The sequence below is a fragment of the Massilia sp. 05N420 genome, from assembly GCF_056397205.1.
This window is the reverse complement of record NZ_JBFTMX010000006.1, coordinates 33,420-54,452: the sequence shown is the minus strand read 5'-3', so window position 1 is coordinate 54,452 and position 21,033 is coordinate 33,420. Positions and strand designations below refer to the sequence as shown.

General features: G+C 67.8%; 13 protein-coding genes. 6 read left to right on the top strand and 7 right to left on the bottom strand.

Features of this window, described 5'->3' with window-relative positions:
* Nucleotides 1-45 precede the first annotated feature (45 nt).
* The 5 genes from AC1DIX_RS04995 (at nt 46) to AC1DIX_RS04975 (ending at nt 10,265) form a co-directional block, all read left to right on the top strand.
* On the top strand, nt 46-1,437 hold the full coding sequence (locus AC1DIX_RS04995; RefSeq protein ID WP_477322473.1) for an efflux RND transporter periplasmic adaptor subunit: 1,392 nt from the start codon (nt 46-48) through the stop codon (nt 1,435-1,437).
* Between the two features lie 139 nt (nt 1,438-1,576).
* On the top strand, nt 1,577-4,792 hold the full coding sequence (locus AC1DIX_RS04990; protein ID WP_477322471.1) for an efflux RND transporter permease subunit: 3,216 nt from the start codon (nt 1,577-1,579) through the stop codon (nt 4,790-4,792).
* Complete coding sequence (locus AC1DIX_RS04985) at nt 4,789-8,094, top strand: efflux RND transporter permease subunit (protein WP_477322469.1); 3,306 nt, start codon at nt 4,789-4,791, stop codon at nt 8,092-8,094. Before AC1DIX_RS04990 ends, AC1DIX_RS04985 begins: the two co-directional genes overlap by 4 nt.
* Nucleotides 8,095-8,102: 8 nt before the next feature.
* Nucleotides 8,103-9,575, top strand: a complete 1,473-nt coding sequence (locus tag AC1DIX_RS04980; protein WP_477322467.1) for an efflux transporter outer membrane subunit — start codon at nt 8,103-8,105, stop codon at nt 9,573-9,575.
* A gap of 213 nt (nt 9,576-9,788) precedes the next feature.
* Nucleotides 9,789-10,265, top strand: a complete 477-nt coding sequence (locus AC1DIX_RS04975; RefSeq protein ID WP_477322465.1) for a hypothetical protein — start codon at nt 9,789-9,791, stop codon at nt 10,263-10,265.
* Here AC1DIX_RS04975 and AC1DIX_RS04970 read toward each other — a convergent pair.
* Nucleotides 10,262-11,263 (bottom strand): bile acid:sodium symporter family protein, encoded by a 1,002-nt coding sequence (locus AC1DIX_RS04970; protein ID WP_477322463.1) that lies wholly within the window; start codon nt 11,261-11,263, stop codon nt 10,262-10,264. The two genes, AC1DIX_RS04975 and AC1DIX_RS04970, sit on opposite strands and share 4 nt — an antisense overlap.
* A 205-nt stretch (nt 11,264-11,468) precedes the next feature.
* On the opposite strand from AC1DIX_RS04970, the gene AC1DIX_RS04965 reads away from it, so the two are divergent.
* The gene (locus AC1DIX_RS04965; protein WP_477322461.1) at nt 11,469-13,625 is read left to right on the top strand and encodes a S46 family peptidase; all 2,157 of its coding nucleotides are present in this window, start codon (nt 11,469-11,471) and stop codon (nt 13,623-13,625) included.
* Between the two features lie 46 nt (nt 13,626-13,671).
* Here the strand turns inward: AC1DIX_RS04965 and AC1DIX_RS04960 are convergent, their stop codons facing one another.
* From AC1DIX_RS04960 to AC1DIX_RS04935, 6 genes are read right to left on the bottom strand one after another with little or no spacing between them, the layout of a single operon-like run.
* A complete protein-coding gene (locus tag AC1DIX_RS04960) occupies nt 13,672-15,087 on the bottom strand; it encodes a sensor histidine kinase (protein ID WP_442123755.1) in 1,416 nt (471 codons plus the stop codon).
* Nucleotides 15,084-16,487, bottom strand: coding sequence for a sigma-54-dependent transcriptional regulator (locus AC1DIX_RS04955; protein ID WP_477322459.1), 1,404 nt, complete (start codon nt 16,485-16,487; stop codon nt 15,084-15,086). Before AC1DIX_RS04955 ends, AC1DIX_RS04960 begins: the two co-directional genes overlap by 4 nt.
* Before the next feature lie 19 nt (nt 16,488-16,506).
* A complete protein-coding gene (locus AC1DIX_RS04950; protein WP_477322456.1) occupies nt 16,507-17,703 on the bottom strand; it encodes an ABC transporter permease in 1,197 nt (398 codons plus the stop codon).
* A complete protein-coding gene (locus AC1DIX_RS04945; protein WP_477322454.1) occupies nt 17,700-18,959 on the bottom strand; it encodes an ABC transporter permease in 1,260 nt (419 codons plus the stop codon). The genes AC1DIX_RS04950 and AC1DIX_RS04945 overlap by 4 nt, the downstream gene beginning before the upstream one ends.
* Complete coding sequence (locus AC1DIX_RS04940) at nt 18,949-19,632, bottom strand: ABC transporter ATP-binding protein (protein WP_442123751.1); 684 nt, start codon at nt 19,630-19,632, stop codon at nt 18,949-18,951. Before AC1DIX_RS04940 ends, AC1DIX_RS04945 begins: the two co-directional genes overlap by 11 nt.
* Before the next feature lie 23 nt (nt 19,633-19,655).
* The gene (locus AC1DIX_RS04935) at nt 19,656-20,903 is read right to left on the bottom strand and encodes an efflux RND transporter periplasmic adaptor subunit (RefSeq protein ID WP_477322452.1); all 1,248 of its coding nucleotides are present in this window, start codon (nt 20,901-20,903) and stop codon (nt 19,656-19,658) included.
* Nucleotides 20,904-21,033 lie beyond the last annotated feature (130 nt).

Here is a 21,033-nt window from a genome sequence, read left to right as displayed (position 1 = left end):
GTCATTTTTATTGTGCATTTGAACACTCGGCCGCCAAGGACTCGCATGAACCCGACCGTTACCCCAGATAAGGAAAAGCCAGCCATCCGCCCCCAGCGCACACGCCGTTCGCGCGTGATCGGCGCCATCGTCGCCATCCTCGTGATGGCCGGCCTGGGCTGGCTGGCCTGGCACCTGACCCACCAGCCATCAGGCGCAGGCGCCGGCGCCGGTCCGGGTGCGGGCGCCGGCGCGAGGGGGCAGGGCGGCGCGGGCGCCGGCGGTCCGGGCGGCGGCGGCCGTGGAGGCCGCGGCGGCGGCATGGCGGCCACCACGGTCGGCGTCGGCAAGGCCGAGCGCAGCGATATCCCGATCACCCTCGAAGCGCTGGGCACCGTGACCCCGGCGGCGGTGGCGACCGTGCGGCCCCAGGTCGGCGGCGTGCTGCAGAAGATCACCTTCACCGAAGGCCAGCTGGTCAAGGAAGGCCAGGTGCTGGCCACCATCGACGCCCGCCCCGCGCAAATGAGCCTGCTGCAGGCGACCGGCCAGCGCCAGCGCGACCAAGCCCAGCTGGAAAGCGCGCGCGTGCTGCTGCAGCGCTACCGCACCCTGCTGGAACAGGATTCGATCGCGCGCCAGGACGTCGACACCCAGGCGGCCCTGGTCAAGCAGCTCGAAGGTGCCGTTACCACCGACAAGGCGGCCGAAGGCATCGCCCGCATCAACCTCGGCTACACCCAGGTGCGCGCGCCGATCGCGGGCCGGGTCGGCCTGCGCAACGTCGACATCGGCAACCTGGTGAGCGCAAACGACGCCAACGGCATCGCCGTGATCACCCAGCAGTCGCCGATCGACGTCGAATTCGCGGTGCCCCAGGACCACCTGCCGGAACTGCAGCAGCGCATTAACCAGAACGCGGTCCTGCCGGCCATCGCACTGGACCGCACCCGCACCCAGAGCCTGGCCGAGGGCCGCTTCATGGCGATGGACAACCAGGTCGACACCCAGACCGGCACGGTGCGCGCCAAGGCCCGCTTCACCAATGACAGCGGCAAGCTCTTTCCCAGCCAGTTCGTGAACGTGCGCCTGCAGATCAACACCATCAAGAACGCGGTCACGGTGCCGGTGACGGCCCTGCGCCACGGCGCCAGCGGCGACTACGTCTACGTGCTGAACCCGCAGGACAAGACCGTCGCGCTGCGCACCGTCAAGCGCGGCCAGGCGAATGCCGAGCGCGTCGAGATCGTCAGCGGCCTGGAAGGCGGCGAGACCGTCATCACCGAAGGCGCGGACCGTCTGAAGGACGGGGCCAAGGTGACCTTGCCTGGGGATCGTCCGGCCGGTGCCGGTGCGGGCGCGGGCGGCCGCGGTGGACAGGGCGGGGCGCAGGGCGCTCAGGGCCAGCCGGGCGAACACCGTCAGCGCCGCCAGCAGCAGGGAGGGGCGGCGCAATGATGAGCATGGAATACTCGTCGTTCCCGCGCAGGCGGGAACCCAAGTTTGCCTGCGTTTCGACGGCTCAGGCAGAACTTGGACCCCCGCCTTCGCGGGGGCGACGTGGTGATCAGCGTGCATGGCGTAGCGAGGGGGCAGCATGAGCCCATCCGCCCCCTTCATCCGCCGTCCGGTCGCCACCTCGCTGCTGATGCTGGCGATCGTGCTGGCCGGCCTGGTCGGCTATAAATTCCTGCCGCTGTCGGCGCTGCCCCAGGTCGACTTCCCGACCATCCAGGTGCAGACCCTGTACCCGGGCGCGAGTCCGGAAGTGATGGCGCGCACCGTGACGGCGCCGCTGGAGCGCCAGTTCGGCCAGATGGCCGGGCTGTCGCGCATGAGCTCCACCAGCGCCGCCGGCGTGTCCGTCATCACCCTGCAGTTCAGCCTGGGCCAGACCCTGGACGTGGCCGAGCAGGAAGTGCAGGCCGCGATCAATGCCGGCGGCTCGCTGCTGCCGACCGACCTGCCGGCGCCGCCGGTCTACGCCAAGGTGAATCCGGCCGATGCGCCGGTGTTGACCCTGGCGATCACCTCGGACACGGTGCCGCTGACCGAGGTGCAGAACCTGGTCAACACCCGGCTCGCGCTGAAGATCAGCCAGGTCACCGGCGTCGGCCTGGTGACCCTGCAGGGCGGCCAGCGTCCGGCGGTGCGGATCCAGGCGAATACCGAGGCCCTGGCCGCCAACGGCCTGGGCCTGGACACGCTGCGCTCCGCCATCACCGCGGCCAACGCCAACAGCGCCAAGGGCAGCTTCGACGGCCCAGCGCGCGCCTACACCATCAACGCCAACGACCAGCTGGTCACGGTGCCGGACTACACGAACCTGATCGTCGCCTACCGCAACGGCGCGCCGGTGCGCCTGGGCGACGTCGCCCGCGTGGTCGACAGCGCCGAGAACGTCAAGCTGGGCGCCTGGGCCAACATGAAGCCGGCCATCATCCTGAACGTGCAGCGCCAGCCGGGCGCCAACGTGATCGCCACCGTCGACGCCATCAAGGAGCGCCTGCCCGAGCTGCAGGCCAGCCTGCCGCAGTCGCTGCGCGTGGACGTGCTGTCCGACCGCACCACCGGCATCCGTGCCTCGGTCGAGCACGTGCAGATCGAGCTGGTGCTGGCCGTGCTGCTGGTGGTGCTGGTGATCTTCGCCTTCCTGCACAGCGTCCGCGCCACCGTGATCGCCAGTCTCGCAGTTCCCATTTCGCTGGTCGGCACCTTCGGCGTCATGTACCTGCTGGGCTACAGCCTGAACAACCTGTCGCTGATGGCGCTGACGATCGCCACCGGCTTCGTGGTCGACGACGCCATCGTCATGATCGAGAACATCTCGCGCTACATCGAGGAAGGCGAGCAGCCGATGGCCGCCGCGCTCAAGGGCGCGACCCAGATCGGCTTCACCATCATCTCGCTGACGGTCTCGCTGATCRCGGTCCTGATTCCGCTGCTGTTCATGGGCGACGTGGTCGGCCGCCTGTTCCGCGAGTTCGCGGTGTCGCTGGCGATCACGATCCTGATCTCGGCGGTGGTCTCGCTGACCCTGGTGCCGATGATGTCGGCGCGCTGGCTGCGCCAGAACGACGAGGCGCACAACTCCCGCTTCGCACGCCGCTTCCAGGCGACCTTCGACGACACCATCGCCTACTACGACCGCGCGCTGAACTGGGTGCTGGAGCGCCAGGGCCTGACCCTGCTGGTGGCGCTGGGGACCCTGGTGCTGACGGCGCTGCTGTGGATCTTCATTCCGAAGAGCCTGTTCCCGACCCAGGACACCGGCCAGCTGCAGGCGCGCGTGGAGGCGCGCCAGGCGATCTCCTACCAGGCCATGAGCGAGATCCAGCAGGCCGCCGCCCGCGAGATCCTGGCCGACCCGGACGTTGCCTCGCTCAGCTCGACCGTCGGCGTGGACGCCGCCAACAACACCATGCTCCACACCGGCACCATGCTGATCAACCTGAAGAAGGGACACGGCGACCAGGAAGAGCTGATGAACCGCCTGCGCGACCGCGTGAGCCATAACGTCGCCGGCGTCACGCTCTACCTGCAGCCGGCCCAGGACCTCACCATCGATGCCGAGAACGGCCCGACCCAGTACCGGCTGTCGATCGAGGGCGCGGACACCAAAACCGTGACCGAGTGGGCCAACAAGCTGGCCGACGCGATGGCCCGCCGCAAGGAAGTGCGCAACGTCGTCACCGATGCCGGCGCGACCGGCGCGGCCGCCTACGTCAACATCGACCGCGACAGCGCCTCGCGCCTGTCGGTGACGGCCTCGAACATCGACGACGCCCTGTACAGCGCCTTCGGCCAGCGCATCGTCTCGACCATCTTCACCGAGACGAATCAGTACCGTGTGATCCTGGAAGCCCAGCAGCCGCAGGACATGTCGCTCGACGCCCTGTCCAACCTGCAGCTGCGCACCGGTTCCGGCCAGCCGACGCCGCTGTCCGCGATCGCCTCGATCACCGAGCAGGCCGCGCCGCTGCAGATCACCCACGTCGCCCAGTACCCGGCCACCACGATCGGCTTCGACACCGCGTCCGGCGTGAAGCTGGGCACGGCGGTCAGCGCGATCAAGGAAGCGGCGCAGGAGATCAAGCTGCCGGCTTCCGTCACCATGACCTTCCTGGGCGCGTCCGGGGCCTACCAGAACTCGCTGTCGAACCAGCTGTGGCTGATCCTGGCGGCGGTGGTCTGCGTCTACATTGTGCTGGGCGTGCTGTACGAGAGCTACATCCACCCGCTGACCATCCTGTCGACCCTGCCGTCGGCCGGCGTCGGCGCGCTGCTGGCGCTGATGGTGACCGGCCAGGGCCTGGGCGTGATCGGCATCATCGGCATCATCCTGCTGATCGGCATCGTGAAAAAGAACGCGATCATGATGATCGACTTCGCCATCGAGGCGGAACGGGACGAGGGCAAGGACCCGCGCACGTCGATCCACCAGGCCGCGATGCTGCGCTTCCGCCCCATCATCATGACGACCCTGGCGGCGCTGTTCGCGGCGGTCCCGCTGATGTTCGGCTGGGGCGAGGGCGCCGAGCTGCGCCGTCCGCTGGGCCTGGCCATCTTCGGCGGCCTGATCGTCAGCCAGATGCTGACCCTGTTCACCACCCCGGTGATCTACCTGGCCTTCGACCGCCTGGCGCGGCGCTGGGGCGGCGAAGCGCCGGCCAAGCCGCACGGGCCGGGTTCCGATGACGGTCCGGGCGGCGGGCATCCGCAAGCCTGGCCGGCACCGCAGCAGCCGGCCCTGCTGACGCCGCAGCCGGCAAGCCAGAAGCGGATCGACGATCCGCACGGAGCGGGCGCATGAACCTGTCGCAGCCGTTCGTGCGGCGCCCGATCGCGACCGTGCTCCTGACCCTGGGCCTGGCCCTGGCTGGCATCGCCGCCTTCTTCGTGCTGCCCGTCTCGCCGCTGCCCCAGGTGGACTTCCCGGCGATCTCGGTGTCGGCCAACCTGCCGGGCGCGAGCCCGGACACGATGGCGTCCTCGGTCGCCACGCCGCTCGAACGCAGGCTGGCCGTCATCGCCGGCGTCAACGAGATCACCTCCAGCAGCGGCAACGGCTCGACCCGCATCAACCTGCAGTTCGACTTGAACCGCCAGATCGATTCCGCCGCGCGCGAAGTGCAGGCGGCGATCAACGCCTCGCGCGCCGACCTGCCGGCGACCCTGCGCAGCAACCCGACCTACCGCAAGGCCAATCCCTCCGACGCGCCGGTGATCATCCTGGCGCTCACCTCGAAGACGCGCAGCCCCGGCCAGATCTACGACGAGGTCTCGAACACCGTCCAGCAGAAGCTGGCCCAGGTGCGCGGCGTCGGCGACGTCGAGATCGGCGGCGGCTCGCTGCCCGCCGTGCGGGTCGACCTGAATCCCTTCCAGATGAACCGCTACGGCCTGTCCAGCGAGGACGTGCGCGCGGCCATCCAGGCCAGCAATCCGAACCGCCCGAAAGGCGCGCTGGAAGGCAACGGCATGCGCCTGCAGATCTATTCGCAGGCGAATACCCCGACCAACGGACGCACCGCTGCCGACTACCGCGGCCTGGTGGTGGCCTGGCGCGACGGCGCCGCGATCCGCCTGCAGGACATCGCCGACGTCACCGACGGCGTCGAGAACATCAACACCCTCGGCCTGTTCAACGGCCAGCCGGCGGTGATCGTGCTGGTGACCAGCCAGCCGGGCGCCAACGTCATCGAGACCGTCGATGGCGTGCGCGCATTGCTGCCGACCCTGCAGGCCCAGCTGCCGGCCGACGTCAGCATGCAGGTGGCCTCGGACCGCACCAACTCGATCCGCGCCTCGCTGCACGAGATCGAACTGACCCTGATGATCTCGATCCTGCTGGTGGTCGCCGTGGTCAGCGTATTCTTGAGAAGCGCGCGCGCCACCATCGTGCCGGCGGTGGCGACCGTGGTCTCGCTGCTCGGCACCTTCGGCGTCATGTACCTGCTCGGCTTCTCGATGAACAACCTGTCGCTGATGGCGCTCACCGTCGCTACCGGCTTCGTGGTCGACGACGCCATCGTGGTGCTGGAGAACACCAGCCGCCACGTCGAGCAGGGCATGGACCGCATGAAGGCGGCCCTGCTGGGCGCGCAGGAAGTGGGCTTCACGGTGCTGTCGATCAGCCTCTCGCTGGTCGCGGTGTTCATCCCGCTGCTGTTCATGGGCGGCCAGGTGGGCCGGCTGTTCCGCGAGTTCGCGGTGACCCTGTCGGCGGCGGTGATGATCTCGCTGGTGATCTCGCTGACCACCACGCCGATGCTGTGCGCGGTACTGCTCAAGGGCGGCCACGTGGAACGCAAGCCGGGCAGGCTGGCGCAATGGGCGGAGCGCGGCTTCAACCGCATCCTGAAGAGCTACGAGCACGCGCTCGACTGGGCGCTGGACATGAAGCTGCTGGTGATGCTGATCCTGGCCTTCGTGGTGGGCCTGAACGTGTTTTTGTTCTCGGCCGCGCCGAAGGGCTTCTTCCCGCAGCAGGACACCGGCCAGATCAACGGCGGCATCCGCGCCGACCAGAGCATCTCCTTCCAGGCCATGCAGGAAAAGCTGCGCCAGCTGGTCAACATCATCAAGAGCGATCCGGCGGTCGATACCGTGGTCGGCTTCACCGGCGGTTCGCGCGCCGGCGGCGGCTTCATGTTCCTGAACCTGAAGCCGGTGGGCGAGCGCGCGAAAGGGGAGAGCGGCCAGGCCGTGATCGCCCGCCTGCGGCCCAAGCTGGCGCGGGTCACCGGCGTGCAGCTGTTCCTGAACCCGGTGCAGGACCTGCGCATGGGCGGACGCCAGAGCAACTCGACTTACCAGTACACGCTCAAGAGCGACAACCGGGCCGACCTCAAGATGTGGGCGACGCGCCTGGCCGACGCCATGAAACAGCAGAAGGCGCTGATCGACGTCGACACCGATCAGGCCGAGAACGGCGTCGAGACCTATGTCGACATCGACACGCAAAGCGCGGCGCGCCTGGGCATCAGCGCCAAGGACGTCGACAATGCGCTGTACAACGCCTTCGGCCAGCGCCAGGTCGCCAACATCTACGATGAGCTGAACCAGTACCACGTGATCATGGGCGTGGCGCAGAAGTATGCGCAGTCGCCGCAGGCGCTGGACGATGTCTACGTGCCGGCGAAGAGTGCCGGCGCGTCGTCGGCCACTTCTTCCAGTACCGGCACGGGCACGGTCGGCGCCACGTCCGGCAGCTCCACCAGCTCCACCAGCTCGACCGCCAGCGCCGGCACCCCGGCCGCGCCCAGCAACCTGACGGCGGCGCGCGACCCGTCCAGCGGCTCGGCGCTGTCGACCAGGTCGACCCCCATGGTGCCGCTGTCGGCGATCGCGAAATTCGCCGAGCGCTCGACCCCGAGCTCGGTGAACCACCAGGACGGCGAGCTGGCCACCACCGTCTCCTTCAACCTGAACCAGGGCTATTCGCTGTCCGACGGCCAGGCCGCGGTGCGCGACGCCGAGGCGGCGATCGGCATGCCGGTCAACGTGCGCGGCAGCTTCCAGGGCCAGGCCAAGCAGGCGCAGGAATCGAACCAGCAGCAGCCGCTGCTGATCCTGGCGGCCATCGTCGTGATCTACATCGTGCTGGGCATCCTGTACGAGAGCCTGATCCACCCGATCACCGTGCTGTCGACCCTGCCGTCGGCGGGCGTGGGCGCGGTGCTGGCCCTGCTGATGTTCAAGATGGAGTTCTCGATCATCGCGCTGATCGGCGTCTTCCTACTGATCGGCATCGTCAAGAAGAACGCGATCCTGATCATCGACTTCGCGCTCGAGGCGGAGCGCGCGCGCGGCCTGTCCGCCACCGAGGCGGTGCGCGAGGCCTGCCTGCTGCGCTTCCGGCCGATCCTGATGACGACCCTGGCTGCCGCCCTGGGCGCGCTGCCGCTGGCGATCGGCTTCGGCGAAGGCTCCGAGCTGCGCCAGCCGCTCGGCATCGCCATCATCGGCGGCCTGATCGCCAGCCAGCTGCTCACGCTGCTGACCACGCCCGTGGTCTACGTCTACCTCGACAAGCTGCGCCGCGCCAGCCCGCACGAGCGCGAGCTGGCGCGCCATCCCCACGAACACGAGTCTCCGGTTACCACTCAATGAAAAGAACCATGCGTACCAACCCGTCCCTGCGATCGATCACCCTTGCCATGCTGGCCGCCGCGCTGGTCTCCGCCTGCGCCGTCGGCCCCGCCTACCAGCGCCCGACGGCGCCCGAGCCGGCGGCCTTCAAGGAGCTGCAGGGATGGGTGCCGGCGGCGCCTGCCGATGCGCTGGAGCGCGGGCCGTGGTGGACGCTGTTTGACGATCCGCAGCTGAACGAATTGGCGGCCAGCGTGGAGGTCTCGAACCAGAACGTGGCGGCGGCGGTGGCGGCTTATGCCCAGGCGCGCGCCCTGGTGTCCGAGCAGCGCGCCTCGCTGTTCCCGAGCGTGACCCTGAACGGCTCGGGCACGCGCTCGGGCACGCGCGGCGGCGGCAGCGGCAATGCCACCGTCGACGCCAACGGCAACATCATCGGCGGCGGCAGCGCGGGCGGCAGCGCGCGCAACGCCTACCGGCTGTCGCTGGGCACCAGCTGGGAACCGGACGTGTGGGGCCGCCTGCGCGCCGGCGTCACCGCCGCCAGCGCCAGCGCCCAGGCCAGCGCCGCCGACCTCGCCGCGGCGCGCCTGTCGGCCCAGGGCGAGCTGGCGGCCGACTACCTGCAGCTGCGCGCGATCGACGCCCAGCGCGCGCTGCTGGCCACCACCATCGAAGGCTACCAGCGGGTGCTGACGATCACCCGCAACCGCTACGACGCCGGCATCGCGCCGCACTCGGACGTCTACCAGGCCGAGACCCAGCTCGCCAGCGCCCAGAGCGACGACCTGAGCCAGGCCCGCCAGCGCGCCCAGCTCGAGCATGCGATCGCGGTCCTGGCCGGCAAGGCCCCGGCCGACCTGTCGATCGCGCCGCGGCCGCAGGGGCCAGCGCAGTACACCTTCTTCGTGCCGGAGGTGCCAATCGGCGTGCCCTCGACCCTGCTGCAGCGCCGTCCGGACATCGCCGGCGCCGAACGCCGCGTGGCCGCCGCCAACGAGCAGATCGGCATCGCGCGCTCGGCCTACTTCCCGAACATCGGCTTGAGCGCTTCTTACGGCACCTCGGCCAGCAAGGTGAGCGAGCTGTTCAACGCATCGGCCGCGGCCTGGTCCTTCGGCCTGTCGGCCGCCCAGACCCTGTTCGACGCCGGCGCCACCCGCGCCCGCGTGGAAAGCGCGCGCGCCGCCCACGAGGAAGCGGTGGCGCGCTACCGCCAGACCGTGCTGACCGCCTTCGCCGACGTCGAAGACCAGCTGTCCGCCACCCGCGTGCTGAGCCAGCAGCAGGAACTCCAGCGCCGCGGCTCGGAAGCCGCCGACAAGGTCGAGCAGCAGGTGCTGAACCGCTACAAGGCCGGCCAGGTCAGCTACTCCGAAGTGGTGCAGGCCCAGGTAACCGCCCTGAACGCCCGCCGCTCCCTGGTCACGACCCAATCCACCCGCCAGACCACGGCCGTGGCCCTGATCCAGGCCCTGGGCGGCGGCTGGCACGCCGAGTAAGCCAGCAACTTAAAATTCGGGGTCAGAGCACTTTTTGCCGATAATTCGGGGTCAGGATAATTCGGGGTCAGAGCACTTTTTCTGGAAAGGTCTTTGGTGAAATACTCTGGCGCTAGGGTGCAGGGCCTCACTACTCAGGCCCTCCTTATCCTTCGCAAGAAATGCGGTTAAGCTTTTGCCCAAAATGTGCTCTGACCCCGAATTTTGCGAGAAATGCGCTCTGACCCCGAATTTTTGAGAACGGGCTCGCCCGCGTGGGCGGCTCTTTATTTGCTTGGCACCATCGTGCTGACGGTGTGGATGCGGCGTGCCGATTTCAGGCGCGGCGGGCGGGCGGCGGGTGTTGCTGTGCTGGATGTGCTGGCCAGTGTGAGCCTGTCGATTCCGGCGCTGGCTTATTGGGATGCGGATATTGCCACCGGCCTAGGCGATCTGCCGCTGCGGCTGCTGTTCTTCCTCGGCGTGCTGGGTCTGCTCGGCTTCGTTGCCCATGACGCCCGCACCATGCTGCAGCATCCGCGCATGACGCCGCGCCAGCGCCGGATCTTTGCCGCGGTCGGCGCGGCGGCGGTGCTGTTGCCGTCGTCGCTCGAGCTGTGGTGGGGCGGCGCGGCCCTGGTTCACATCCACGCTTCCCCTGAAGAACTTGCCCAAAAAAGTGCTCTGACCCCGAATTACGGTTTGATCTAGGTCGATTGCTGGCGTTGCGCCCAGCGGGCGGCCAGGATGGCGCAGACCATCAGCTGGATCTGGTGGAAGAGCATCACCGGCAGGATCACCATGCCAAGTGCACCCGGTGCGAACAGGACCTTGGCCATCGGCACGCCGCTCGACAGGCTCTTCTTCGAGCCGCAGAAGACGATGGTGATCTCGTCCTCGCGCGAGAAACCCAGGCGGCGGCTGGCGAAAGTGGCCAGGCCGAGGGCGAGCGCCAGCAGCACGCAGCACAGCACGCCCAGGCCGATCAGGGTCGGCAGCGACAGCTTGTGCCACAGGCCTTCGTTGACGGATTCGCTGAAAGCCGTGTAGACCACCAGCAGGATCGAGCCCTGGTCGACGACCTTCAGCATCGGCTTGTGGCGGTCGACCCAGGTGCCGATCCAGGGACGCAGGAACTGGCCGGCCAGGAAGGGCAGCAGCAGCTGTTCGACGATGCTGACGATGGCGTCCAGCGAGGATCCGCCCGCCGACGATGCGCCCTGCACGATCAGGGTACCCACCAGCAGCGGCGTGACGAAGATGCCGACGAAGTTCGAGGCCGAGGCGCTGCACACGGCGGCGGCCACATTCCCGCGCGCCACCGAGGTGAAGGCGATCGACGACTGCACGGTCGAGGGCAGGGTGCACAGGAACAGGAGACCGATGTAGAGGTCCGGGGGCAGCACGCTGGTCGCCAGCGGCTTCATCGCCAGGCCCAGCAGCGGGAACATCACGAAGGTCGAGGCCAGTACCAGCAGGTGCAGGCGCCAGTTGGTCAGCCCCGACACCATGGCTTCGCGCGACAGCTTGGCGCCGTGCAGGAAGAACAGCAGGCCGATCGCGAAGGTGGTGACCTTGCCGTACACCACCGCGGTCTCGCCCTGACAGGGCAGCACGCTGGCCAGCGCCACGGTGCAGAGCAGCATGACGGTGAAGGAATCGGGAATCAGGCCGCGCACGGCGGAGGTGAGGCGGGCAAGGGCAGACATGAGGGGCTATTCGCAAACTCGACGGAGCAACCGTCTATTCTATCGCGTTGCAGCATCCGCCGCTGGCAGCCGCCAGGCGCCGCCGATCGCCACGGCCGTCACTACGCCGCGAAAGCACAAGGTGTTTGTCGGAGAGAAAGTTATTTCCAGTCATAACCAAGGACGATATACTCGCGCTTGCTTTTTATTCACCCTGGGGTCTACCGTGTTCAAATCCACGCTTCTTAACTTCGCTCTGCCTGCCGTCGCAATCATGGGGGTCATCGCCTCCGCTCACGCCGACGAGGGCCAATGGCAGCCGCACCAGCTGCCGCAGCTGAAGTCCGAACTCAAGCGCATCGGCATCACCATCCCGGCCGAGAAGCTGGCCGACCTGTCCAAGCACCCGATGAGCGCCATCGTCTCGCTCGGCGGCTGCTCGGCCTCCTTCGTCTCGCCGGACGGCCTGGTCGTGACCAACCACCACTGCGCCTACGGTGCGGTGCAGCGCAACTCGACCCCGGAGCACAACTACATCGTCAACGGCTACCTGGCCAAGACCCGCGACGCCGAACTGCCGGGCGGCCCGAACACCCTGGTCTACGTGACCGAGAAGGTCGAGAACGTGACCGACCGCGTCCTCAAGGGCCTGTCGCCCAGCCTGTCGGGCAAGGAGCGCCACGAGCAGGTCGAAAGCCGCATCAAGGCCCTGATCGCCGAATGCGAAAACAGTGACAAAGGCGCCTACCGTTGCTCGGTGCCGGCCTTCCACCGCGGCGGCGAGTACTACCGCATCAAGCAGCTGATGATCCGCGACGTGCGCCTGGTGTACGCGCCGGCGGACTCCGTCGGCAACTTCGGCGGCGACATCGACAACTACGAGTTCCCGCGCCAGGCCGGCGACTTCTCCTTCCTGCGCGCCTACGTCGGCAAGGATGGCCGCCCGGCCGATCCTTCGCCGGACAACGTGCCGTACAAATCGAAGGACTTCCTGGTGGTGTCGGCCGAAGGCCTGAAGGCCGGCGATCCGATCCTGCTGGCCGGTTATCCGGGTCGCACCAGCCGCTACAAGCTGCCGTCCGAAGTCCGCTTCGCGCGCGACGTCGACTACCCGGCCAAGGCCGCATCGATCACCGCCGATCTGTCGGTGATCGCAGCAAGCACCATGGGCAACCCGAACTGGGACGTGCGCTACGCCAGCGTGGCGAAGAGCCTGAACAACGTACTGAAGAAGACCCAGGGCCTGATGGACGGCTTCGCACGCACCGACATCGCCGCCATCAAGGACAAGCAGGATGCCGAGTTCCGCAGCTGGTACAAGCAGCATGGCAAAGGCGGCAGCCTGCTGTCCGACCTCGACACCGCGATCGGCAACGACATGGCCGGCTCGCAGCAGGAAGCGGCATGGCTTGAGGCCACCCACAGCGACCTGCTGAAGAGCGCGCGCACCCTGTACCGCCTGTCGCTCGAGCGCCAGAAGCCGGACGCCCAGCGCGAAGCCGGCTACCAGGAGCGTGACCTGTCCTTCATCAAGGCGCGCCTGACCCGCCTCGAACAGTCCTTCGTGCCGAGCGTGGACCAGGCCCGCTGGCAGGCGGCCCTGAACCGCTACGCCAGGATCGACGCCAAAAACCATCCGCAGGGCCTTGACGCGCTGCTGCCGAAGGCCGACGCGGTCCCGGCGATGGTCAAGTCGACCGAACTGGCCGACACCGCCAAGCGCCTGGCCTGGATCGGCAAGGATCCGGAAGCCTTCCGCAAGTCGAACGATCCCTTCATCCAGCTGGCCGTGCGCCTGCACGACACCGGCATGGCGCTGGAAGACCACCGCAAGGAAGTCGACGGCAACCTGGAACGTGTGATCCCGCAGTACATGGAAGCCGTGATCGCCTGGAAGAAGTCGCAGGGCAAACCGGTCTACCCGGACGCCAACTCGACCCTGCGCGTGACCTACGGCACCGTGGGTTCGTACCAGGCGCGCGACGGCGTCGTCAAGGGCCCGTTCTCGACCGTGCAGGGCATCCTCGAGAAGAACACCGGCAAGGAGCCGTTCAACGCCCCGGACAATCTGCTGCAGGCGATCCGCGACAAGCGTTACGGCGTGTTCAAGGATCCGGTGCTGGGCACCGTGCCGGTCGACTTCCTGTCGAGCGCCGACACCACCGGCGGCAACTCGGGTTCCGCGGTGATGAACAAGCGCGGCGAACTGGTCGGCCTGAACTTCGATTCGACCTACGAGTCGATCACCAAGGACTGGTACTTCGACCCGGTGATCACCCGCGCGATCCACGTCGACATCCGCTACATGCTGTGGGTGATGAAGGAAGTCGACCATGCCGACAACCTGTTGAAGGAAATGACGATCAAGTATCCGAAGAAGTAAGCGGATCAGTCCCATCATCGTCCCCGCCTTCGCGGGGACGATGTTTTCAGGCAGCCGGAAACCAGATATCGAAGCGCGTCTCACCCGCCCCCGCGGGCGCCAGCGCACAACCGGCCCCATGCCGCTGCAGCACCTCCCGCACGAACATCAGGCCGATTCCCTGGCCGCCGCGCTTGGTGCTGAAGAAGGGCGTGAACAGGCGCTGCGCCTGCCCGTCCTCGAGCAGGCCGCCGGAGTCGATCACCGACAGCCGCACGCGCTCGCCCAGATCTTCCAGTTCCACACGAATCGCGCCGCCGCTCGAACCGTCGCGCGCATTGCGCTCGTCGATGGCTTCGACCGCGTTCTTGACGATGTTCAGCAGGGCCGGTTCGATCAGGTTCACGTCCAGCGGCATCGGCGCCACCGTATCGCAGCGGCTCCAGCCCAGCTGGATGCCGCGCGCATTGCACTGTTCCCGGTTCAGCCACAGGATGTCGTCGACCACGTCCTGCAGGCGGGTCGGGCGCGGCTCCGGCGCCGGCATTTTCACCACCCGCGTGAAGCGGTCGATGAATTCGCCCAGGCTGACGTTGCGGCGCTTGACGGCGACGATGGCGGTCACGAAGTCGCCGGCGTCGCGCTCCGCCAGCTGGCCGCGGTAGGTCAGCAGGGAGTCTAGCACCGAGCCGGTGGCCGCCACCGTGTTGTTGACCTCATGCGCCAGCACGCGGATCAGGCGCGCATAGGTGGCGCGTTCGGAGTCCTCGAGTTCCGCGGTCAGCTCCTCGACGATCAGGAAGTGGCGGGCGAAGCCGCGGTCGAAGAAGCGGCTGCGCTGGGCGCGATAGCGGCGTCCCTCGGTGTCGACCAGCAGGCGGCTGTCGCCGAGGGCGAGGGCGTCGAGCTGGCGCGCCAGGTCGCGGCTGCGCGCGCGGCCGCGCTCGTCGAGCGCCGGGTCGAAGGCCGCGTCATCGCCGGTCCAGGCAGACAGCGGCTTGCCGAGCGGCGCATCGAGTCCCAGCAGGGCGGTGGCGCTGGCGTTCACCAGGCTGATCGCATGGTCGAAATCGAACACCAGCACCGCGCTCGGCGTGGCTTCCAGCAGCCGTTCCAGGAAGCCCTGCTGCTCGCCGATCGCCAGGCGCTCGCGGTGCAGGGCGGTCAGCATGCCGTTGAACATGCCGACCAGGTCGTCGAGTTCCGTCACCCCGGGCGCCGCCAGCCGCGAGGCGTATTGCTGGTCCTGCAGCAGGTCGTGGAAGCGGCGCGTGTAGCCGAGCGGTTCCAGCGCGCCGCGGATCAGCCACCAGCCCAGCGCAAAGCTGGCCGCCAGCATCAGCTCGGCGCCGACGAACAGCAGCGGGCGCTCAGGCAGCAGCAGGACGGCGCAGCCCCCCAGCGCCAGGTGCAGGAGTGCGAGGTAGACGGCCAGCCGCGTCTGGAGCCTGGGCGGCTGGAGCTTCAATGCTCGAAGCTTCATTCCTCGCGCACGCCGGCGCCCAGGCCGTGGCGTTCGAGGCGGCGGTACAGGGCCGTACGCGACAGGCCGAGCGCCTTGGCCATGCGCGAGATATTCCCCGCGTGCTGCTGCAGCGCCTGTTCGATCATGTGACGCTCCACCTGCTCGAGCGTCATCCCGTCCACGCCCAGGCGCGCCCCCGGTACGCCCTCGTCAACCGCGCTGGCGGCCAGGAAGTCGGCCTGGCCGAGATGCTGCTTGCCGGCCAGGAGCAGGGCACGCTCCAGGGTCTGCTTGAGCTGGCGGATATTCCCCGGCCAGGGCTGGTTCGACAGCCAGTCCAGCGCGCCGGGCGCCAGCACGACCTCGCCCAGGCCGTAGCCCTCGGCGACGCCGGCGGCGATGTGGCGCGCCAGCAGCGGGATGTCGCTGCGCCGCTCGCGCAGCGGCGGCAGGCGGATCGTGATCAGGTTCAGGCGGTAGAACAGGTCTTCGCGGAATTCGCCGCTCGCCACCAGCTCTGCCAGCTCGCGGTTGGTGGCCGACACCACGCGCAGGTCGGCCTGGGTCGTGGAGCTGGCGCCGACCGCCTGGTAGCGCTGGTCCTGCAGCACGCGCAGCAGCTTGACCTGGTCGCCGCGCTGCAGTTCGCCGATCTCGTCGAGGAAGAGCGTGCCCTTGTCGGCGCTGGCGATGTGGCCCTTGCGGTCGCTGCGCGCATCGGTGAAGGCCCCGCGTACATGACCGAACATCTCGCTCTCGAACAAGGTCGGCGTGATCGCGCCCATATTGATCTTGACGATGGGATGAGCGGCGCGCGGGCTGTTGCGGTGGATGGCGTCGGCGATCAGCTCCTTGCCGGTGCCGCTCTCGCCGAGGATCAGCACCGGCGCGCGGGTGTGCGCCACCTGGGCGATGGTTTCCAGCAACTTCAGCAGCTTCGGATGCTCGCCGACGATGCCGGAAAAGTCGCATTGCGCGTCGAGCGCGCGGCGGGTGAGGGCGGGCGTACGCGCCGGCCTTGCCAGCTCCAGCGTGGCCTCGATCAGCGCCACCAGCTGGGCGTTGTCCCAGGGCTTGGTGAAGAAGTTGGCGGCGCCGGCCTTCACGCCGCGCACCGCCAGCGAAATCGAACCCCAGGCCGTCATCAGGAGCACCGGCAGCGCCGGCTGCAGCTGCTTGATGCGGGCCAGCAGGTCCAGTCCTTCTTCGCCGCTGGTCTGCAGGGAGAAGTTCATGTCCTGTAAAACCAGGTCGAACTGCGGATCGACCGGGCCGGCCTGTAGCTGCTCCAGCGCCTGCTGCGGACCGTCGGCGCAGACCGCCTCGAAGCCGGACTGCTTGAGCAGCAGAGCCAGCGAGACCTGGACTGCGCTGTCGTCGTCGACGATCAGGATGCGCCGCTTGCGTGTTGCTTCCATATTTTTAATGCGAACCTTTTTATTCGTAGTGCAGCGCTTCGGTCGGACTCAGGCGGCTGGCGCGCCAGCCCGGGTAGAGCGAGCAGAGCAAGGATAGCAGATAGATCACGGCCATCGACAGCCCGGCGGCGCCGATGAAGACTTGCCAGTCCAGGTTCTCGCCGATGGCCCCGGTGAGCGGCAGCTGCACCAGCAGCACCAGTCCGAGCACCATCGCGAAAGAGCTGACAAGCAGCTGTTCGGCGACGATCTGGCGGTAGATGTCGGCGGCACGGGCGCCGATGGCGCGGCGCAGGCCGATCTCCGGGATGCGCCGCGTGGTGTTCTGCCACAGTACGCCGAACAGTCCGAAGGCCACCATGGCCAGCATGAAGGCGGCGATCACGCTGAGGACGGCCAGCGGCACCAGGTGTTCCTTCAGCAGCGAGGCGCGCATCGCCATCAGCGGCGCGATCTCATAGGACCAGTCGTTACGGATCAGCTTGAGCTGGCGGTTCAGCTTCGCCTCGAAGGCGCGCGGCGTACCGGGCGCCACCTTCAGCATGATGACGTTCAGGCGCGAGGTGCCGGCCTGCGGCGCGAAGCGTGTCATGATGAAGTTGGCGGGCGCAATCAGCGGCCCCTTGTTGCGGTAGGTGTCGATGATGCCGACCACCTTCAGCGTCTGCGCGACCTTGTTCTCGGTATGGGTCAGCTGCTGGCCCAGGGCATCCTTCCCGGGGAACATGGCCGCCGCCATGCGCCGGTCCATGACCACCGGCTGTACCGCCGCGCCTTCGTCGCTGGCGTCGAACCAGCGTCCGCGCACCATCTTCATGCCGATCGCGTCGGCGAAACCCTCGTCGGCCTCGAGGATGTTGGTGTTGACGTCGGCGCCGGTCTGCGGCGACTTGAAGGAGGTGTGCCAGGTCGACATCCGGTACGGCGCGTAGGCGGCGAAGCCGACCGTGCGCACCTTCGGCAGCGCCCGCAGGCCGCGGCGCAGGGTGTCGTAGGTATCGGCCGGGATCTTCGCGGTATCCTCGCCGGTGCGGATCGTGACCGCCCAGGTGTCGCTGCCGTCGAAGCCGATCGGTTCGCGATACAGCTGCCAGTAGCGCAGCGCGAAGGCGGCCACGCCGAACACGATGGCGAAGGCGAGCAGGATTTCGAGGCTCAGTAACAGGTTCCTGGATTTGCGCTTCCAGGTCAGCTTCAACAGGTGGCGCAGCATCATGCGGCTCCTTTCAGGGCGWGGACGGGATCGAGACGCGACATCTTCCAGGCCGGGATCAGCCCGGACAGCAGGCCGAAGACGAAGGACAGCAGCATGCCGCAACCAAACACCGGCAGGTTGACGCTCACCTGCAGGTAGGGAATCAGCTGCGATTGCTCCAGCCACCACAGCACCCCCTGTGTGGCGGCCAGGCCGAGCAGGCCGCCGGCCAGGCACAGCAGGATGTTCTCGACCACCAGCTGTCCGGCCAGCTGCATGCTGGTGGCGCCGAAGGCCTTGCGTACCCCGATCTCGGCGCTGCGTTCGAGGATGCGCCCCATGTTCAGGTTGACCAGGTTCAGGGCCGGCAGCAGCATGAACACCAGCATGCCGCCGGCGATATACGCCAGCAGCTTGCGGGCGCCGGAATCCKGGCCCTCGTCCCGGTTGATCTCGCCGCCGAGCAGGTTGCGGGCGAAAAGGTCGAGCTTGCTGTCGGCCCAGAAGGTCGTGGTGGCGAAGGTCTTCGGGTCTTCCGCCACATAGCCCTTGGCGATGCGCGCGACTTCCTGCTGGATACGCGGCAGGTCGGCCTTGTCCCTGGCCAGCAGCATGGCGGCGAAGGAGCCGGTGAGCTGGTTCTGGTAGTCGCTCGACGGGAAGGTGGAGAGCGGCGCCCACATGTCGGCATAGGCATTGAAGTGGATGACATCGTCGACCACGCCGATCACGCGGAACAGCTGGCCGCCTGCGCTGATGGTCTGGCCGACCGCTTGTTGCGGCGCGCCGCCGAACAGCCTGCGGGCGGTCGAGGCGTTGATCACGGCCACCAGGCGGCCGCCGGCTTCATCGTCCTCGTTCGGCAGGCGCCCCGCCAGCACCTTGAAGTCGAGGATCTTCCAGTAGTCGGCGTCCACGCGCCGCATCTGCAGCTCGCTGACGCGGTCGCCCTGGTAGACCGATACCGCGTCCGGCGTGGTGAAGGCGGACACCCGCTCGACCCCCGGCATGGGCTTGAGGTATTTGTCGATGGTCTTGAAGCCCAGCGTGCCGGTGCGGATGGTGCTGTGGTCGGCGCTCATGCTGCGCATGGTGTAGATCTGCAGGAAGCGCTCGCTCTTCCCTTCGACGCCGGTCGGCCAGAAGGTGGTTTCCAGCAGGGCGCTGATCACCATCAGCACCACCAGGGTGAGCACGATGCAGGCCAGGTTGATCGCCGTGAACAGCTTGCGGCGCATGAAGACCTTCCAGGCGGTGAGCAGGTAGTTACGCAGCATGGAGGTGCTCCGGCGTGACCAGCTGGCCGTCGAACAGGCGCACGATGCGGTGGGTGCGGCGCGCTTCGCGCTCGTCGTGGGTGACCATCACCACGGTGGTGCCCTCGGCGTTCAGCTTGAGCAGGATGTCCATGACTTCCTCGCCCATCTTGCTGTCCAGGTTACCGGTCGGTTCGTCGGCCAGCAGCACTTTCGGCTGGCCGACGATGGCGCGCGCGATCGCCACGCGCTGCTGCTGGCCGCCCGACAGCTGGTTCGGGTAGTGGTCCATGCGTGCACCCAGGCCCACCTTTTCGAGGGCCTCGCGCGCTAGCCGGCGCCGCTCGCTGCCGCTGCCGCTGCGGTAGAGCAGGGGCAGTTCGACATTGTCGATCACGCGCAGGTCCGGGATCAGGTGGAAGCTCTGGAAGATGAAGCCGAAGGTGCGGTTGCGCATGCCGGCCAGCTGGCGGTCGCCGTAGCGGGCAACCGAAGTGCCGCCGACTTCCACGCTGCCCTTGCCGGGCCGGTCGAGCAGGCCGATGATGTTCAGCAGCGTGCTCTTGCCGCAGCCGCTCGGTCCCATCATGGCGACGAATTCGCCTTCCCTGACGTGCAGGTCGATGTCCTTCAGGGCCAGGGTCTCGACCTTGTCGGTGCGGTAGGTCTTGCTGACCTTGTTCAGTCTGATCATTGTTGTTCCCCTCGTTTTGTCGGTCAATTCGAAATGCGGATGCTGTCCAGATCCTTGAAAGTACTGGTGTCGGACACGATGAAGCGGTCGCCGGCACGGGCGCCGTTCACGACTTCGACCAGCTTGCCGTCGCTCGAGCCGAGCTCGATCCAGGTCTTGCTGGCGGCGCCTTCGTGCACGGCAAAAGCCGGCTGGCGGCCCTTGCCGTTGAAGGCGGCGCCGTTGTCGATCACCAGCACGTTCGCGCGGCTGGCGGTGACGACGTTGACGTCGACCCGCATCTTGTTGCGCAGGTGCGGGTTGTGCGGCTGTTCGAGGTCGACCAGCAGCTTGATGGTGCCGTTCTGGATTTCGGGCAGGATGGTGTGCACGCGGCCGGCCAGGATTTCGCCGTTCTGCTCGACGCGCACAGGCTGGCCGGCGGCCAGCTGGCGGGCGTGGAAGTCGGACAGGGTCGCTTCGACGCGGTAGTTGTTCAGCTCCGACACGCGCGCCACCAGCTGGCCGGCGGCGACGCTGGCGCCTTCTTCCTCGACCACTGAAGTCAGCATGCCGGAGAAGGGCGCGGTCACCCTGGTTTGCTGCAGCAGCCCGTCCTGGCGGGCGATCTGCTTCTGCAGGATCTCCTTTTGCAGATTCGCGGCGGCGACGGCGCTGGCGGTGGCGCGCCGCGTGTCCTCGATCAGCTCGTGCTGCTGGCGCAGCTGGACTTCGTTGCGCTGCACGTTCAGCTCCGAGGTGAGCAGGTCCTGGCCCGACACCAGGCCGCTTTCGCGCAGCTTGCGGTTGCGCTCGCGCAGCGCGCGGCTGGCCTGGAGGTCGATCTCCAGCAGTTCGATGGCGGACCTGGTCTGCTTGAGCTTCTGGTCCATCTCCAGCTTGAGCACGACGACCCTGTTTTCCTGCTGCGCCAGCTGCTCCTTCAGGGCTTCCAGCGCCAGGCGGATCTCGCGGTCGTCCAGTTCCAGCAGCAGCTCGCCCTGCCTGACCTGCTGGCCCGGCTTGGCGTGGACCTTGGCGATGCGGCTGGCGCCGGGGCTGGACACGACTTCCTCGTGTACGGGAATGACCACGCCGGCGGCGTTGATGGTGTTGTCGACGCCGCCGCGCCGCACCTCCGCCACCACGATGTCGGCGGCGGAAACGCCCGGCCGCACGACGCGGTTGATGCCCCAGGCGGCGCCGAGGAAGCCGGCGCACAGCAGGAGGCCGGTGGCGAGCCGAAAGTGGCGGCGGCGGCGGAGCAGATCGATGCCGATGGCTTGGTCCATGACGATGCTTGCGATGAAGGAGTGAAGATGCATCCTTTATTGCAAGCATCGTGCCAGCACCGCTTCACTGGGCGGAAGCCGCCATCAGGCGCCGGGTCCTGCCCGTGCGCGGGCAAGGGTGTCCGGATCC

What these genes read in the sequence shown, in the direction of transcription:
- AC1DIX_RS04955 (WP_477322459.1), bottom strand. Translation starts at nt 16,487, where the DNA reads ATGGAAGCAACACGCAAGCGGCGCATCCTGATCGTCGACGACGACAGC.
- AC1DIX_RS04935 (WP_477322452.1), bottom strand. Translation starts at nt 20,903, where the DNA reads ATGGACCAAGCCATCGGCATCGATCTGCTCCGCCGCCGCCGCCACTTT.
- AC1DIX_RS04960 (WP_442123755.1), bottom strand. Translation starts at nt 15,087, where the DNA reads ATGAAGCTTCGAGCATTGAAGCTCCAGCCGCCCAGGCTCCAGACGCGG.
- AC1DIX_RS04970 (WP_477322463.1), bottom strand. Translation starts at nt 11,263, where the DNA reads ATGTCTGCCCTTGCCCGCCTCACCTCCGCCGTGCGCGGCCTGATTCCC.
- AC1DIX_RS04940 (WP_442123751.1), bottom strand. Translation starts at nt 19,632, where the DNA reads ATGATCAGACTGAACAAGGTCAGCAAGACCTACCGCACCGACAAGGTC.
- AC1DIX_RS04985 (WP_477322469.1), top strand. Translation starts at nt 4,789, where the DNA reads ATGAACCTGTCGCAGCCGTTCGTGCGGCGCCCGATCGCGACCGTGCTC.
- AC1DIX_RS04950 (WP_477322456.1), bottom strand. Translation starts at nt 17,703, where the DNA reads ATGATGCTGCGCCACCTGTTGAAGCTGACCTGGAAGCGCAAATCCAGG.
- AC1DIX_RS04980 (WP_477322467.1), top strand. Translation starts at nt 8,103, where the DNA reads ATGCGTACCAACCCGTCCCTGCGATCGATCACCCTTGCCATGCTGGCC.
- AC1DIX_RS04975 (WP_477322465.1), top strand. Translation starts at nt 9,789, where the DNA reads ATGCGCTCTGACCCCGAATTTTTGAGAACGGGCTCGCCCGCGTGGGCG.
- AC1DIX_RS04995 (WP_477322473.1), top strand. Translation starts at nt 46, where the DNA reads ATGAACCCGACCGTTACCCCAGATAAGGAAAAGCCAGCCATCCGCCCC.